This window comes from Micromonospora sp. LHW51205, from assembly GCF_003315815.1.
Taxonomy (GTDB): Bacteria; Actinomycetota; Actinomycetes; order Mycobacteriales; family Micromonosporaceae; genus Micromonospora; species Micromonospora chalcea.
Window position 1 is genome coordinate 93,709 of record NZ_QMEZ01000011.1, and the last position, 15,554, is coordinate 109,262.

The 15,554-nt window shown below is 73.3% G+C and carries 17 protein-coding genes; 7 read left to right on the forward strand and 10 right to left on the reverse strand.

Features of this window, described 5'->3' with window-relative positions:
• Nucleotides 1–236: 236 nt before the first annotated feature.
• Nucleotides 237–1,187 carry a diacylglycerol kinase family protein gene (locus DQE82_RS28450; protein WP_030503232.1) on the reverse strand — a complete coding sequence of 317 codons (951 nt, stop codon included), beginning with the start codon at nt 1,185–1,187 and terminating at the stop codon, nt 237–239.
• 43 nt (nt 1,188–1,230) lie between these two features.
• Between DQE82_RS28450 and DQE82_RS28455 the strand changes: the two genes are divergently transcribed.
• Entirely contained in the window at nt 1,231–1,632 is a 402-nt protein-coding gene (locus tag DQE82_RS28455; RefSeq protein ID WP_104116001.1) for a hypothetical protein, read from the forward strand.
• Between the two features lie 37 nt (nt 1,633–1,669).
• On the opposite strand, the gene DQE82_RS28460 is transcribed toward DQE82_RS28455, so the two are convergent.
• Genes DQE82_RS28460 through sodN form a run of 3 tightly spaced genes read right to left on the reverse strand, consistent with a single transcriptional unit; the run spans nt 1,670 to nt 3,035 of the window.
• Entirely contained in the window at nt 1,670–2,077 is a 408-nt protein-coding gene (locus DQE82_RS28460) for an ATP-binding protein (protein WP_030503230.1), read from the reverse strand.
• A gap of 32 nt (nt 2,078–2,109) precedes the next feature.
• On the reverse strand, nt 2,110–2,634 hold the full coding sequence (locus tag DQE82_RS28465; protein ID WP_113974693.1) for a GNAT family N-acetyltransferase: 525 nt from the start codon (nt 2,632–2,634) through the stop codon (nt 2,110–2,112).
• Nucleotides 2,631–3,035 (reverse strand): superoxide dismutase, Ni, encoded by a 405-nt coding sequence (sodN, locus tag DQE82_RS28470; protein WP_043328527.1) that lies wholly within the window; start codon nt 3,033–3,035, stop codon nt 2,631–2,633. Before sodN ends, DQE82_RS28465 begins: the two co-directional genes overlap by 4 nt.
• 78 nt (nt 3,036–3,113) lie before the next feature.
• Between sodN and DQE82_RS28475 the strand changes: the two genes are divergently transcribed.
• From DQE82_RS28475 to DQE82_RS28485, 3 genes are all read left to right on the forward strand, one after another.
• Nucleotides 3,114–3,452: a S24 family peptidase gene (locus DQE82_RS28475; RefSeq protein WP_043328529.1), complete on the forward strand. Its 339-nt coding sequence runs from the start codon at nt 3,114–3,116 to the stop codon at nt 3,450–3,452.
• 157 nt (nt 3,453–3,609) lie between these two features.
• Entirely contained in the window at nt 3,610–4,785 is a 1,176-nt protein-coding gene (locus tag DQE82_RS28480; protein ID WP_043328531.1) for an NADP-dependent malic enzyme, read from the forward strand.
• Nucleotides 4,786–4,870: 85 nt separating this feature from the next.
• Complete coding sequence (locus DQE82_RS28485; protein WP_030503225.1) at nt 4,871–5,824, forward strand: zinc-binding dehydrogenase; 954 nt, start codon at nt 4,871–4,873, stop codon at nt 5,822–5,824.
• Between the two features lie 115 nt (nt 5,825–5,939).
• On the opposite strand, the gene DQE82_RS28490 is transcribed toward DQE82_RS28485, so the two are convergent.
• The 3 genes from DQE82_RS28490 to DQE82_RS28500 form a co-directional block, all read right to left on the reverse strand.
• A complete protein-coding gene (locus DQE82_RS28490) occupies nt 5,940–6,905 on the reverse strand; it encodes a chlorophyllase (protein ID WP_064447876.1) in 966 nt (321 codons plus the stop codon).
• 41 nt (nt 6,906–6,946) lie between these two features.
• Nucleotides 6,947–7,480, reverse strand: a complete 534-nt coding sequence (locus DQE82_RS28495) for a nucleotidyltransferase domain-containing protein (RefSeq protein ID WP_113974694.1) — start codon at nt 7,478–7,480, stop codon at nt 6,947–6,949.
• A 110-nt stretch (nt 7,481–7,590) separates the two neighbouring features.
• The gene (locus tag DQE82_RS28500; RefSeq protein WP_113974695.1) at nt 7,591–8,643 is read right to left on the reverse strand and encodes an alpha/beta hydrolase; all 1,053 of its coding nucleotides are present in this window, start codon (nt 8,641–8,643) and stop codon (nt 7,591–7,593) included.
• Between the two features lie 181 nt (nt 8,644–8,824).
• Here DQE82_RS28500 and DQE82_RS30935 point away from each other — a divergent pair, with 181 nt between their 5' ends.
• Nucleotides 8,825–8,998 carry a hypothetical protein gene (locus tag DQE82_RS30935; RefSeq protein WP_166457193.1) on the forward strand — a complete coding sequence of 58 codons (174 nt, stop codon included), beginning with the start codon at nt 8,825–8,827 and terminating at the stop codon, nt 8,996–8,998.
• A 187-nt stretch (nt 8,999–9,185) separates the two neighbouring features.
• Here DQE82_RS30935 and DQE82_RS28505 read toward each other — a convergent pair whose 3' ends face one another.
• Both DQE82_RS28505 and pta read right to left on the reverse strand, forming a co-directional pair.
• Nucleotides 9,186–10,298: an acetate/propionate family kinase gene (locus DQE82_RS28505; protein ID WP_113974696.1), complete on the reverse strand. Its 1,113-nt coding sequence runs from the start codon at nt 10,296–10,298 to the stop codon at nt 9,186–9,188.
• Nucleotides 10,295–12,370, reverse strand: a complete 2,076-nt coding sequence (gene pta, locus DQE82_RS28510; protein WP_113974697.1) for a phosphate acetyltransferase — start codon at nt 12,368–12,370, stop codon at nt 10,295–10,297. Before pta ends, DQE82_RS28505 begins: the two co-directional genes overlap by 4 nt.
• 94 nt (nt 12,371–12,464) lie before the next feature.
• Between pta and DQE82_RS30940 the strand changes: the two genes are divergently transcribed.
• Together DQE82_RS30940 and DQE82_RS28520 are read left to right on the forward strand one after the other, a co-directional pair.
• Nucleotides 12,465–12,983, forward strand: coding sequence for a hypothetical protein (locus DQE82_RS30940; RefSeq protein ID WP_069087363.1), 519 nt, complete (start codon nt 12,465–12,467; stop codon nt 12,981–12,983).
• Nucleotides 12,976–15,312 (forward strand): bifunctional polysaccharide deacetylase/glycosyltransferase family 2 protein, encoded by a 2,337-nt coding sequence (locus tag DQE82_RS28520; protein WP_113974698.1) that lies wholly within the window; start codon nt 12,976–12,978, stop codon nt 15,310–15,312. Before DQE82_RS30940 ends, DQE82_RS28520 begins: the two co-directional genes overlap by 8 nt.
• 21 nt (nt 15,313–15,333) lie before the next feature.
• On the opposite strand, the gene DQE82_RS28525 is transcribed toward DQE82_RS28520, so the two are convergent.
• Nucleotides 15,334–15,513 carry a DUF6104 family protein gene (locus DQE82_RS28525; RefSeq protein WP_030503218.1) on the reverse strand — a complete coding sequence of 60 codons (180 nt, stop codon included), beginning with the start codon at nt 15,511–15,513 and terminating at the stop codon, nt 15,334–15,336.
• Nucleotides 15,514–15,554 lie beyond the last annotated feature (41 nt).

Consider the following 15,554-nt stretch of genomic DNA (forward strand, 5'->3'; position numbering starts at 1 on the left):
TCACGAACTACAGCGATGTCAAGGGTGCCGCTCGGAAAAACTCCGAACAGTGAGCGGGCTCACCACCCATTTGTCCGGGTTTACCAGGGTCCTGGTTACCCGGCGTGCCACAGTCGATAATCAATGTAGTACGGTCTGCGTGACGTTGCTGACATTTCCGGCCCCTTCCTCGGCGTGGCGGCCACCGCGCCCGCGCGGCGGGGGGATCCGCGTCAGCCGACTGGAGTACCCGAGACCTAGCAGATTACTCTCAGTGCCGCCGGCACGGAGGTGAATCGGACTTTCTCCCGCTCGCCGAGGTAGTCCCCGTCCATCTGGAACGGCAGTGGGCGCTCCGAGCGCAGGGTGAACTCCGCCAGGTCGTGCAGGCGCAGCACCTGCTTGCCGTGCGGGTCCGGCTTCCGGGAGAAGAACTGCGCCGCCGTACGGGCCGTGCTGGCCACCCGCAGCCGCCGCAGCGCGAGCACGTCGAGCCCGAGATCGAACGAGGCTTCCGGGTTCGGGTTGATCTCCCGGTCGCCCAGGTACGTCCACGGCGCGGTGTTCTGGATGATCGCCGTGGCCAGCTCCGTGTCCGGCGCCTCACCCGGACGCTCCAGCGTGATCGACGGGTGGCGGCGGTCCGAGCCGACGAAGTACTGGCTCGCGGTGGACCGGAAGTAGAGCGCCGGCGTGGAGACGCGCCCCTTCTTGCGGGACTGTTCCACCCGGCGGATGACCGCCGCGTCCAGCCCGAAGCCGGCGCAGAACGTGAAGTAGCGGTCGTCGGCACGGCCCAGCCCGATCGTGCGGGACCGGCCCAGCCGCAGTCCCTCCAGGATCATGCTGGTGCCGTCCGGCCATTCCCGGGGCAGTCCGAGCGCGCGGGCGAAGACGTTCGTCGAGCCGCCGGGCACGGTGGCCAGCGCGGGCAGCCGCTCGGCCGAGGTCTGCCCGGTCCGGAACGTCGGCGGCTCCGCCGCCATCAGGCCGTTTACCACCTCGTTGACGGTGCCGTCGCCACCGAGCGTGACCACCAGGTCGACGCCCTCCTGGGCGGCCTCCCGGGCCAGGTCCATGGCATGGCCCCGCCGGCGCGTGTAGCGCACCGACAGGTCGACTTCACTGCGCAACGCCCGGACCAGCACGTCCCGGCTGCGCTCGCTGGTGGTGGTGGCCTTCGGATTGACCACCAGGACGGCCCGCATGGGCGGCACTGTACCGCGACTACCCACCGGTATCGTGGCGCCCGTGACGATCGACTCCGACCCGGTCCCCGGCACGCTGCGCGCCGCGGTGCTCCTGCTACGCGCGGAGGCGGTGGCGCTCGGGCTGATCGCGGTGTGGCTCATCTGGTCCGACCTCACCGCTGAGACGACAGACCTGATCTCGGCGCTGTGGGTGACCGCGTTCGCGATCGGCGGCGCGGTGGCGCTCTGGGCGCTCGGCGGCGCGTTGTCCCGCCGTCGCGCCGGCGCACGCGCGCCCGCGATCGTGCTTCAGCTCATGCTGCTGCCGGTCGGCTGGTTCATGATCGAGGGCGGCATGGGCTGGCTCGGGCTGCCGCTCATGGCATTCGGTATCGGCATGGTCGGGTTGCTGGTGAGCGGCCCGACCAACCGCGCGCTCGGCTTCGGCGACCCGGCCCGCTGAACGCCGGACGGCCGCCGGAGCGGTGGCCGCGACCCGGTCAGTAGCCGCCCGCGCGGCGGGTCAGCAGCGAGATGGTGGCCCGGCCGTCGGTCGCGTGGGCGTTGGCCCCGGTGGTCAGCGCGGTGAGCACCTTCCAGGCGAAGGACGACTCCGACGGCAGCGTCGCGCCCCGGACCGTCGGCACCGTGACCTCGACGGTGAGCGCGTCCTCGGTGACCGCGAACCGGCACTCCAGCTCGGCGTCGCGGGTGGCGATGGCGAGCAGCATGGCGCACGCCTCGTCGACGGCGATGCGCAGGTCCTCGATCTCGTCGAGGGCGAACTGCAGCCGGGCCGCGAGGCCGGCCGTGGCGGTGCGGAGCACGCCGAGGTATCCACCGTCGGCGGGCACGGTGAGGTGGACGACGTCGTCGTCAGTCGTCGGGTGCCCGGTCAGTTGAGTCACGGCTCCTCCCCCCGGTGCGGGACTCTACCCGGTCAGGGGGCCGACCGCGTGGGCGCGGCCGTCGCGTGCGTGGCGAGCTCGCGCAACGCGGGCCCGGCCAGGCGGTACGGGGTCCACTCGTCCATCGGCGTGGCGCCGATCGCGGCGTAGAAGCGGGCTGCCGGGTTCCAGTTGATCATCCACCACTCCAGCCGCTGGTAGCCGCGCTCGACGCAGATCGCGGCGAGGGTGGCCAGCAGCATCCGGCCCGCGCCGGTGCCCCGGGCGGACGGGCGGACGTACAGGTCCTCCAGGTAGATGCCGTGCACGCCGGCCCAGGTGGAGAAGTTGAGGAACCAGAGCGCGAAGCCGACCGGCTGGTCCGCCGCGTCGACGGCCACGTGACCGAAGAGCGCCGGCGCCGGCCCGAACAAGGCCGCCTCCAGCTGCTCGGCGGTGAGGTGGCACTGCTCCGGGGCGCGCTCATACTCGGCGAGTTCGTGCACCATCGCGACGACGGCCGGTACGTCCCCAGGACGTACCGGCCGGATCGTCGGAGTGCCGTCGGGCGACGTCACGCCTGCTTGGTCTCCCAGAAGATCTTCGAGATCTCGTCGATCTTCGCTAGCAGCTCGTCCGCCTTGGCCGGGTCGGTCGCGCCCTTGGCGCCGGCCGCGCCGGCCAGCTTGGTGGCCTCGTTGAACAGCTGGTGCAGGTGCGGGTACTTCTCGAAGTGCGGCGGCTTGAAGTAGTCGGTCCAGAGCACCCACAGGTGGTGCTTGACCAGCTCCGCCCGCTGCTCCTTGATCAGGATGGCGCGGGTGCGGAACTCCGGGTCGGTGTTGGCCTGGTACTTCTCACAGATCATTTTGACCGACTCGGCCTCGATCCGGGCCTGGGCCGGGTCGTATACGCCGCAGGGCAGGTCGCAGTGAGCGCTGGCCGTCACCCGGGGCGTGAGGATGCGGGGAAGGCGCATCAGGGTCCTCCATGGGTTGTTTGCGATGATCCAAGACGACATTACTCCTGGAGACGCCCTCGGGGGCTGGGAGGTGACATGGCGCCCACCGGCGAACCTCCGGCGCTGCGCGGCCCGCTGACGCCGGTGCTGGTGACCGGCCCCTCCATGTCCCCCACGCTGCGGCACGGCGACGCGGTGCTGGTCCGCACCGGCGGCCGGGCGGTGCGCCCCGGTGACGTGGTCGTCGCGGTCTTCCGCAGCCGTCCCGACCTGCTCGTCGTCAAGCGGGCGGTGGAACCGCGCGACGGCGGCTGGTGGTTGCGCGGCGACAACGAGTTCGTCGCCGACGACTCCCGCGCGTACGGGGTGGCCGACGTCCGCGGCCGGGTGGTGGCCCGCTGGTGGCCGCGTCCGGGACTGGTCAGGGGCCGGTAACGACCGGAGCGGATATGACCCCGCTCACATACTGGCTGCCGAAGCGTGACTATGCTCGGAAAGTGCCCGGGTGACCCCCGCACCGCCGCGCCGCCGGTCGCTGACCACCGCTGACCACGCCGGCCGGTCCGTCTGCTCGACAGATCCTGGAGTCACCATGTCTTCGTCCACCCCGGACCCCGCCGATCCCGTCTTCCGCCTGCACGTCGGCGGCAAGATGGCAGTCGCCTCCACCGTCCCGCTGACCAGCCGCGAGGACCTCTCCCTCGCGTACACCCCGGGGGTTGCCCGGGTGTGCGAGGCGATCGCCGCCGACCCCGCGCTCGCCGACACCTACACCTGGGTGTCGCACACCGTCGCGGTCGTCACCGACGGCTCCGCCGTACTCGGTCTGGGCAACATCGGCCCGCGCGCCGCGCTGCCCGTGATGGAGGGCAAGGCGGTGCTGTTCAAGCAGTTCGCCGGCGTCGACGCGGTGCCGGTCTGCCTGGACACGCAGGACGTGGACGAGATCGTCGCGACGGTCAAGGCGCTCGCGCCCTCGTTCGGCGGGATCAACCTGGAGGACATCAGCGCTCCGCGCTGCTTCGAGGTGGAGCGGCGGCTCGACGAGGCGCTGGACATCCCGGTCTTCCACGACGACCAGCACGGCACCGCGATCGTGGTGCTCGCCGCGCTGCGCAACGCCGCCACGCTGCTCAACCGCAAGCTCGGCGACCTGCGGGTGGCCGTCAGCGGCGCGGGCGCGGCCGGTGTCGCGGTGACCAAGATGCTGATCGCCGGCGGCGTCGACCCGGCCGGGGTGGTGGTGTGCGACTCGCGCGGCATCATCGGCCGGCACCGCGAGCTGACCGGCACCAAGGCCGAGCTGGCCGAACTCACAAACGCCGAGGGGCGCCAGGGCGACATCACCGAGGCGCTGCGCGGCGCGGACGTGCTCATCGGCGTCTCCGGTGGCCAGATCCCCGAGGCGGCGGTGGCCGGCATGGCGCCCGGCGGCATCGTGTTCGCGCTGGCCAACCCCACCCCGGAGGTGCACCCCGAGGTGGCCGCCCGGCACGTGGCAGTGGTCGCCACCGGGCGCAGCGACTACCCGAACCAGATCAACAACGTGCTCGCGTTCCCCGGCGTGTTCCGGGGCGCGCTGGACGCCGGCGCCACCCGGATCACCGACTCGATGAAGGTGGCCGCCGCCGACGCCATCGCGAACGTGGTGGCCGAGTCGCTCACCGCCGACGCGATCGTGCCCTCGCCGCTGGACCCCCGGGTCGCGCCGGCGGTGGCCGAGGCGGTCGCCGAAGCCGCCCGCCGCGACGGCGTCGCCCGCCGCTGAGATGTAAGGAAGGGGCCCTTCTTAACGCCTCCGGTAGAGGAAGGGCCCCTTCTTAACTGCTGCTCAGCTTGTTACCGTGCCGATCATGCGTGCTGCCTTCGCCTCGGCCTTCGACACCGACAACCCGCTCGCCGCGCTCGCCGTCGGCGACCGTCCCGAGCCGACCCACCCGCAGGACGACTGGGTCACCGTGCGGGTCCGGGCCAGCTCGCTCAACCACCACGACCTCTGGTCGCTGCGCGGTGTGGGCCTGACCGCCGACCAGCTCCCGATGATCCTCGGCTGCGACGCGGTCGGCACCGACCCGGACGGCAACGAGGTCGTCATCTACCCGGTGGTGCCCACCCCGGGCGACCCGCGCGGGGTCTCCATCCTCTCCGAGCACTACCAGGGCACGTTCGCCGAGCTGGTCGCCGTACCCCGGATGAACCTCCTGCCGCTGCCCGACGGCCTGTCGGCCACCGACGCGGCGTGCCTGCCCACGGCCTGGCTCACCGCCTGGCGGATGCTGACCACCAAGGGCCGGGTCGCCGACGGCGAGTCGGTGCTGGTCCAGGGCGCCGGCGGTGGCGTGGCCACCGCGGCTGTTGCACTCGGCGTCGCGCTCGGCAAGCGGGTGTACGCGACCAGCCGCGACGCCGCCAAGCGGGAGCGGATCGCCGAGCTGGGCGCGACCGCGCTGGAGCCCGGCGCGCGGCTGCCGGAACGGGTCGACGTGGTGATCGAGACGGTCGGCGCGGCCACGTTCGACCACTCGCTGAAGTCGGCCGCGCCGATGGCCCGGATCGTGGTCTCCGGCGCCACCTCCGGCCACGAGCCGAAGGTCAACCTGCGCCGGGTCTTCGCCATGCAACTGGAGATCCTCGGCACCTCGATGGGCACCCCCGACGAGCTGACCGAGCTGCTCGCGTTCTGCGCCGAGCACGAGGTGCGGCCGGTGGTCGACCGGGTGGTGCCGTTCAGCGAGATCACCGAGGCGTTCGCCCGGCTGCAGTCCGGCGACGTCTTCGGCAAGGTGGTCGTCGACCACACCGCCTGAGGCGCGCGGCGCGGATGGTGCTCGGCGCTGGCGGCGCTCGGCGCTGGCGGCGCGCGGCGCGGCGTGTTAAGAAGGGGCCCCTTCTCTACCGGAGGCGTTAATAAGGGGCCCTTCCTTACAGCCGGTCGTCGAGCGTGGCCACACCGCCGCGGGCCGCGGCGGCGGGGAGGCGCTCCTTCGCCGCCGGGTCGCCGTAGAGCGTCCACCGGAGGAACTCGATCGTGGTGTCCGCGACCACGCCGAGCGCCTTGCCGTCGCCGAGCAGCGCCCGGCCGTGGTCGCCCTTCGGCAGGCTGAGCATCGCCTTCGGCCACGGCACCGCGTCGAAGACGGCCTTGCCCGCGGCGTACGACACCACCTCGTCGGCCTCACCGTGCACGTACAACTGCGGCGCGACGGTGCCGGCGAACGCGGTGCCCACGCCGAGCGCGGTGCCGGCGAAGACGATGCCCGCGTCCAGCCGCGCGTCCCGGCCCGCGGTGAACAGGCCGATAGTGGTCACGCCACCGGCGCTGTGCCCGGTCGCGGCCACCCGCTCCGGGTCCAGCCGGCCACGCAGCGGATCGCCCGCCTTCTCGCCGAGCGCGAGCACCCGGGTCAGCACGTACGACACGTCGGCCGGCTGGTTCAGCACGTCCAGCGCGTTGCCGTCGGTGCCCCGCGAGGTGTGCGGAAATCGTGGCGCGGCGACCACGAAACCGGCCGCCGCCCAGCGCGTGAGCAGCACCTGGTAGTCCTCCGGCCGGGCGGTCAGCCCATGGCTGAACAGCACCACCGGGAACCGCCCGGCCGCCGCCGGGGCGGAGCGCTCGACCGCGCCACCGGCCGCGCCCGCCGCCGGGTACCAGAGCGTCACCGGCAACGGCCGGTTGCCGTCCCGGTTGAGCTTCACCTGGCGTACGCCGACCGCGAAGCTCTCCGTGGGCGCCTTGCCGGCGGGTACGCGCGGGGTCGGTGTGACGCTTGTCGGTGCGGTGTCCGGAGCGGGCCGCCCGGCCGGGGCGGCGGGCTGCTCCGAGCAGCCGGCGAGGGCGGCGCCGAGGACGGCGGCGGTGAGCAGGGCGACGGGACGACGGCGCATGAACTGAATTGTGCCTCGCGATCGCCTGTGACCCCGCCCGGTCAGCCCCTCGGGTGGTCGCACGCCGATGCGCGGAGCCGGGCCAGGTCGGCGGCGTCCTTGGCATGGCGGGGCCGCTCCGGCATCCAGACCGGGAACATCTCCTTGAACTCGATCTGTGCGGCGATGCTGATCACCGGGGCCGCTAGCGGACCGATCCGGCCGGGTGGGGCGCTCAGCATGCCCTCGGGCAGGACGGTGCCCGCCCACGGTCCGGCGCCCACGACGACCCGGCCCGCCGCGTCCCGGTCGAGGTACGCGAAGCTCAGCTCGACGTCGTCCCGGACCAGGTCGAGCTGGAGCGTTGCCGGCATTCGGGGGTCGGGCCGCCAGCTGAGCGCGCCGAGCCGGTCGGCCAGCAGGTCGGCGTCCCGCCGCCAGCAGTACCAGTCGACATCGACGTGGGGGCGGCTCACCGCTCCGAGGTGGAAGTCCATCGCCCAGCCGCCGCGCAGCCAGACGTCGATCCCGGCCGCTCCGGCCACCTCGACGACCTCACGGATGGCGCCCAGTTGCCGCCCTTCCAGCCCGTCCACGCCCGCACCCTACCCACCGCCGTGGGTCGCGTCGATCATGAAGTTGGCGGCATCTGCTGTCCGGTTTGTCGCCGTCAACTTCATGATCAACGGCGCTGGGCCGGGTGCGGTCACGTGGGGAGGGAGTGGGTCGTGAAAGTTGTGCCGGGGGCTGTCGCGTCGGCGGGGAGGCGGCGCAGCGCTGCCCGGTCGGCGTAGAGCGTCCAGCGCAGGAAGTCGGTGGTGGTGGCGAGCACCTGGGGGAAACCGGCCCGGCCCGGCGTCAGATACTCGCCGTGGCCCTGACCGCGCAGGCTCAGGAAGGCGGCCGGTCCGAGGCAGCGGGCGTACGCGGCCCGGCCGATCGACTCCGGCACGATCCGGTCGGCGCTCCCGTGCACGAACAGCATCGGCGCGAGCGGACGGGAGAAGCCGGCGACCATCCGGCCACCGGCGATCACGATCCCGGCCCGTAGCGGGGTCGGTTGCCCGGAGGCGAACATTCCGAGGCTGGTGTGACCACCGGCCGAGTGCCCGGCGGCGGCGAACCGGTCCACGGCCAGGTGCGCGCCGAGCGGGTCACCGGGGCGGGTGCCCAGACGGACCAGGTGACGGACCAGCCGCCAGGCGTCGGCCGGCTGGTTGCGTACGTCGTCGCGGGTGTAGCTGCGGGCGCGCAGGCTCGTACGCGGGTAGGTGGGCGCTACCACCACGAACCCGGCGGCCGCCCAGCGGCTGGTCAGGGCGGCGTGCAGCGCGGGCAGGCTGCGCAGCCCGTGGCTGTAGAGGACCACCGGGAACCGGCCCGCCGCGAACGGCGCGCCCGGCCGCACCCGTGGCCCGTCCAGCGTGCCGGTGCCGGACGGCCCGGCGGCGGGGCCGGTCGAGGTGGCGGCGTCACGTGCGGGGGCGGAGCCGGGTAGCGCGGTGGTGTGGGCTGGTGCGGCGGGACCTGCGGAAGTGGACGGGGTCGCCTGCGTGGGCAGGTCGGCCGGGTACCAGACGGTGACCGGCAGCGGCCGCGCGCCCTCCGGGTCGAGCGTGAACTGGCGCATCCCCACCGCGTACTGGCGATCGGGCGCGGGCCGGACACCGGCCGGTACGGGATCGGTGGTGGCGACGGCCTGGCCGCAGCCGGCCAGCAGCGCCGTCATCAGCGCGGCCACCAGCCGCTGCCCCCTCACACCTGCACGGTAGGCAGCCGAGTGGTCGGTCCGCGCCCGCCGTCCGGATCGGCTGCCGTCACCACCCGGCCGGGCGACGCCTCCACCGGCCGGGCGGGTTTGCGCGGGCCGGGTGAGCCGGATGTCGAGCTCCGGCCTGGCGGGGCGGCCTGGTCCGGCCGGTTTCGCTAGGGTCACCCGCATGGCTGAGAACTACACCGACCCGAGTGGCAACACAGCGCAGTTCCGCGCGTTCGTCGATTCGCCCGAGCCGGCCGCGTCGGCGTCGGCGCCGTCCCGGGTGCCGCTGATCGCCGGTGTGGCCGTCGCCGTCGTCGTGGTGGTCGCGCTGGTCGCCTGGATCGCCCTGGGCTGACCCGGCCGCCGCGCGCCGGTCGCCGGCAGCGGCAGGGTCGGCACCTGAGGCGCTGGGGTCACGCCAGTTCGCCGAGGTGGCGGCATCGGAGGGGCCGGGATCGCGCCACTTCCCCGAGGTGGCGGCATCGGAGGGGCCGGGATCGCGCCACTTCCCCGAGGTGGCGGCACCGTCGCCCCGAACGCGGTCAGACGCCCAGCACCTCGCGGGTCTCGCGGGCGATCTCCCGCTCCTCGTCGGTGCCGACCACGAGCACCGCCACCTCCGCGCCGTCCGGCGAGACGATCCGGTCGCCGTGGCCGTCGTTGCGCGCCGGGTCGACGGCGATGCCGAGCCGCTCCAGCCCGGCCAGCGACGCGGAACGCACCGGCGCGGCGTGCTCGCCCACCCCGGCGGTGAACGCGATCGCGTCGACCCGGCCGAGCAGCGCGTAGTACGCGCCGACGTAGCCGGTGATGCGCCGGCAGTAGACGTCGAAGGCCAGTGTCGCGTCCGGGTCACCGGCGGCACGCCGGGCCAGCACCTCACGCATGTCGTTGGCGCCGGTCAGCCCGAGCAGGCCGCTGCGGTGGTTGAGCAGGTCGTCGATGTCGTCGACGCCCATGCCGCCCTCGCGGCGCAGGTGGAAGATGACTGTCGGGTCGAGGTCGCCGCTGCGGGTGCCCATCACCAGGCCCTCCAGCGGTGACATGCCCATCGAGGTGGCCACGCTGCGGCCACCCTGGACGGCACACGCGCTCGCCCCGTTGCCCAGGTGCAGCGTGATGGTGTTGAGCTGGTCGTACGGGCGGTCGAGCAGGTCCGCCGTGCGCCGCGAGACGTACGCGTGCGAGGTGCCGTGGAAGCCGTACCGGCGGACGCCGTACCGCTCGGCGGTGGCCTTGTCGATCGCGTACGTGGCGGCGGCCTCGGGCAGCGTGTGGTGGAACGCGGTGTCGAAGACGGCCACCTGCGGGACGTCCGGCAGCGCCTCCAGCGCGACGCGGATGCCGGCCAGGTTGGCCGGGTTGTGCAGCGGGGCCAACGGCACCAGGTCCTCGATGGCGGCGACCACCGCGTCGTCGATGCGTACCGGCTCGCTGAACTTCCGCCCGCCGTGCACCACCCGGTGGCCGACGCCGGCCAGCCCGGTCAGGTCGAGCCGACCGATGATCTCCCGGACCGCGCTCTCGTGGTCGGCCGGCCCGCCGCCGGGTTCGCCGATCCGTTCGACGGTGCCCTTGTCCAGGACGTCGTCGCCGTCGTACAGCCGGTACTTGACCGACGAGGATCCGCTGTTGAGGACCAGGATGCGGCTCATTCCGACGCCTCCGCGGCGGCCTGGATGGCGGTGATCGCCACCGTGTTGACGATGTCGGGCACGGTGGCGCCGCGGGACAGGTCGTTCACCGGCCGCCGCAGGCCCTGCATGACCGGCCCGACCGCCACCGCGCCGGCCGACCGCTGCACCGCCTTGTACGTGTTGTTGCCGGTGTTCAGGTCCGGGAAGATGAACACCGTGGCGCGCCCGGCGACCGGGCTGTCCGGCAGCTTGGTGGCGGCCACCTGCGGGTCGATCGCCGCGTCGTACTGGATCGGGCCCTCGACCAGCAGGTCGGGCCGGCGTTCCCGGACCAGCTCGGTGGCCGCCGCGACCTTCTCCACGTCGGCGCCCGCGCCGGAGCTGCCGGTGGAGTAGGACAGCATCGCCACCCGCGGCTCGATGCCGAACCGGGCCGCGGTGTCGGCCGACGAGATGGCGATGTCGGCGAGCTGGTCGGCGTCCGGGTCGGGGTTGACGGCGCAGTCGCCGTAGACGAGCACCCGGTCGGCGAGCAGCATGAAGAAGACGCTGGAGGCGACCGAGACGCCCGGCACGGTCCGGATGATCTCGAACGCGGGCCGGATGGTGGCGGCTGTGGTGTGGGTGGCGCCGGACACCATGCCGTCGGCGTGGCCGGTCTGCACCATCATCGTGCCGAAGTAGTTGGGCTGCGCCACGATGTCGTGCGCCAGTTCCACGGTGACGCCGCGGTGGGCGCGCAACTGCGCGTACGCCTGCGCGAACTCGTCCCGCCACGGGCTGGTCGCCGGGTCGACCACCTGCGCGTCGCCGAGGTCCACGCCCAGTTCCCGGGTGCGGCGGGCGATCTCGTCCGGGCGGCCGAGCAGCGTGATCTCGGCGACGCTCCGGCGCAGCAGCACCTCGGTCGCGCGCAGGATCCGTTCGTCGGCGCCCTCGGGCAGCACGAGCCGGCGGCGCTGGGCGCGGGCCCGGTCGATCAGGTCGTTCTCGAACATCAGCGGGGTGACCCGCGCGGACCGGCTGACCCGCAGCCGGCGGGCCAGGTCGTCGGTGTCCACGCAGCGTTCGAACGCGCCGAGCGCTGCTTCGACCTTGCGCGGGTTGGCGGTGCTGGGGCGGCCCTCGATCCGGCTGGACGCGGACACCGTGTCGTAGCTGTCGCTGGGCACCGACAGCACCGGGAGCCCGGTGTTCATCCGTTCGACCAGGCGCATGGCCCGCGGGTCGGGCTGTTCGCCGAGCGTGAGCACCAGCCCGGCCAGCGACACCTGCCCGGCGACGTGCGCGGCTCCGGCGGCCACCAGCAGGTCGGCGCGGTCGCCCGGGGTGATCACCAGCGCCCCGTCGGTGAGGTGGTCCAGCAGCGTCGGCACGTGCGCCGCGCCGACCACGTAGTCGAGCACGTCACGGTCGAGCGCGGTCTCGTCGCCGGTGAGCACGGTGCCGCGCAGCGCCGCGGCGACCTCGGCCACCGTCGGCGCCGACACGGTCGGCACCTCCGGGATCGCGTACGCGGGCACCGGCAGCTCGGGCAGCGTCATCGGCTCCGGCACGCGGTTGGCCAGCGCCGCGATCACCGTCGCGCCGAGGTCGACCAGATCGTGGTACGCGCCGCGCAGCGCCGCCGCGATCGTCTCGGGCGTCTGCCCGAAACCGTCGACCACCGGGACCACGACGCTGCTGAACTCGGTCGCGAGCCGGGCGTTGAAGGCCAGCTCACGCGGGCCGGTGCCGTCGCCGTAGGCGAAGTCGCTGCCGACCACCACTATCGCCGGGCAGCGGCGCTCGACCTCCCGGTAGCGGGTGACGATCCGGGAGATCAGCTCCTCCCGGCGGCCGTCCGCGACGAGCGCGCTCGCTTCGGCGTACGTGGCGCCGTACAGCTCGTCGACCGGCAGATCCATCCGGTAGCGCTCGGTGAGCAGGGCCAGGATCGGGTCGGTGCCGTCGCCGGTGACGAGCGGCCGGAACGCGCCGATTCGTTCCACCTGGCGGGACAACAGCTCGGCCAGCCCGAGCGCCACTGTCGATTTTCCCCCGCCCGAGCCAACGCCGGTCAGGTACACGCTGCGCGCCACGGCACCCAACCTACAAGATCGAGGTCGGTGCTGTCCGTTCTGCCTGGTCAGCACGGCTAGCCGGGGGAGAAGGCGGAAATTTCTCGCATCTACACTTGGCCGTGTGGAAGGCCCGACAGCACTGATTCCCGTCGTACCGGAATCGCCCCCCGTCTTCGTCGACCCGAGCGGGCGGCGACGTCGGCGGCTGCGCCGTCTCGCCTACTGCGCCGGCGCGGCCGGCGTGATCTACACGGTCATGGTGGGGGTCAGCTTCGCCGGCGGGCCGATCACCCCGGACACCGTCATCCCGTTCGTCGAGCCGACCAGCGAGCAGCGGCTGCCCTCGCCGAAACCGTCGGACACCCCCGCGCCGACCCGTGCCACGCCGGACACGCCCACCGACATCCGCACCGCGCCGGTGCGGGTGCCGGCAACCTCCGTCGCCCCCGCCGCCACGGTCCCGCCGAGCCCTCGGTATCCCCGGCCGACCCGCACCGCACCGACCGCGCCCCGGCCCGTCCAGACGCCGGCCACCACCGCGCCGCCCACCGCCCCCACCGCCGAGGTGCCGCCGCCCGTTGTCGACCCGCCGGCGGTTGTCGACCCGCCCGCCGCGCCGGTCGCGCCCGCCGATGAGTGACCAGGCGCCCGCCCGCCCGAACCCGCAGACAAGTGAGCAGCCCACAGTCACGCTGGACCCCCGCCGTGTGCGGGCCGCCCGCCGGCACCGGGCCGGGCGGCAGCCGGACGACGCGCCCACAGCCGTGCTGGACGTCCGGCAGATCCCCGGCGTGCGGCAGATCCCCGGCGCGCGCCGGTCCCGTGGGCGGCGTCTCCTGCCCCGGCCGAGCTGGGCCCTGGTCGCCATGGTCGTGGTCGTCCTGGGCGGTCTGCTGGTCGTCGAGGCGTACACGAACGCCGCGTTCGTACCGGACAACCGGGTGACGCCCGGCAGCCAGCGGGAGGTCCCCAGCTCGGTGGTCGGCGGCGGCCCGATCGTCAACGTCGGCGCGGAGGGCCGGACCCAGTCGCACCGCCTGCCGCCGCGGACCGTCGCGCTCACCTTCGACGACGGACCCGACCCGCGGTGGACGCCGGAGGTGCTGCGCGTCCTGGACAAGTACCAGGTCAAGGGCACCTTCTTCGTCATCGGTTCGCAGGTCGTCAGAAACCCGGAGGTGACCCGCCGGCTGGTGGCCGAGGGCCACGAGCTGGGCGTGCACACGTTCACCCATCCCGACCTCGCCGCGCTGCCGGAGTGGCGGCGCGAACTGGAGTACGCGCAGACGCAGCTCGCCATCGCCAGCACCACAGGTGTCCGGACGTCGCTGCTGCGCTTCCCGTACTCGTCCCGGGCGGACGCGTACACCGACCGGGACTGGCCGATGCTGCGGCAGGCGGGCGAGCTCGGCTACCTCACGGTCGTCAACGACGTGGACAGCCGGGACTGGGAGCTGCTCCCGGTCGAGGAGATGATCGCGAACGCCACGCCGGACGGGACGGCCGGCACCATCGCGCTGTGGCACGACTCGGGCGGCGACCGGGCCGGCACCGTGGCCGCGCTGGAGCGGTACATCCCGGCGATGCTGGAACGCGGCTACCGCTTCACCACCGTCAGCGAGGGACTCAACCAGACGTTCGCGGCCGCGGGTGTGTCCGGCCCGGTGGGCGGGCACACGGCGGCCCCGCTCGACGAGCGGTTGCGGGGCCACGTCCTGGTCGGCGCGGTACGCGTCGCCGACGGCATGTTCGGGGTGCTCGGCGTCTTCTTCGTTCTCGTCGGGGTGCTCACGATCGGCCGTACCCTGCTGCTGTTCGTCGTGGCCCCGCGGCACGCGCGCCGCCGCCGACGCCGCGACTGGTCCTGGGGCCCGCCGGTCACCGAACCGGTCTCGGTGATCGTGCCCGCGTACAACGAGCGGGAGGGCATCGCCGCGGCGGTCCGCTCGCTGGCCCTGGGTGACCACCCCGGCGGCATCGAGGTGGTGGTGGTCGACGACGGCTCGACCGACGGCACCGCCGACATCGTCGCGGCGCTGCGCCTGCCGAACGTGCGGGTCGTGCGCAAGCCCAACGGCGGCAAGCCCAGCGCGCTGAACACCGGCGTCGCGCTGGCCCGGCACGACCTGATCGTCATGGTCGACGGCGACACGATCTTCGAGCCGGACTCGGTCCGCCGGCTGGTCCAGCCGTTCGCCGACCCCCGGGTCGGCGTGGTCGCCGGCAACGTCAAGGTCGGCAACCGCCGCGGCCTGATCGCCAAGTGGCAGCACATCGAGTACGTCATCGGCTTCAACCTCGACCGCCGCCTCTACGAGACGCTGCGCTGCATGCCCACCGTCCCCGGCGCGATCGGCGCGTTCCGGCGGCAGGCGCTGGAGCAGGTGGGCGGCCTGACCGACGACACGCTCGCCGAGGACACCGACGTCACCATCGCCGTCGGCCGCGCCGGCTGGCACATCGTGTACGAGGAGAGCGCCCGCGCCTGGACCGAGGCGCCGACCACCATTGGCCAGTTGTGGAAGCAGCGGTACCGGTGGAGCTACGGCACCATGCAGGCGATGTGGAAGCACCGGCGCTCGGTGATCGAGAGCGGTCCGTCGGGCCGGTTCGGCCGCCGGTGCCTGTCGTTCCTGACGCTGTTCGGCGTGCTGCTGCCGCTGGCCGCCCCGGTGATCGACCTGCTCGCCATCTACGGGCTGATCTTCCTGGACCGCAGCGACACGGTGGTGGCCTGGCTGGTGATGCTCGCGCTCCAGTTCCTCACCGCGGTGCTCGCCTTCCGGCTGGACCGGGAGAAGCTCGGCGTGCTCTGGGTGCTGCCGTTGCAGCAGTTCGTCTACCGGCAGGTCATGTACCTGGTACTGCTCCAGGCGGTCGGCACCGCGCTGACCGGCGGCCGGCTGGGCTGGCAGAAGCTGCGGCGTACCGGGGACCTGCGGGTCGCCGGGCGGGGCGCGGCCGGCTGAGGCCGCGCCCGGCCGCGCGCGTCAGTCGTCGTCCGGGTCGTCGAGGCGGGCCAGCCAGGTGGCGAACCGCTCGATCGGGGTCTCGAACTCCGGGTTCAGGTCGACGAAGTCACGCAGCCGCTCGCCCAGCCACTCCAGGCTGACCTGCTCGTCACCCCGGCGCTCGACCAGCTCCTCGATGCCACGGTCGGTGAAGTACACGGTGTTCCTCTCGTCGTACGGCAACGGCCCGCCCCGGGTCG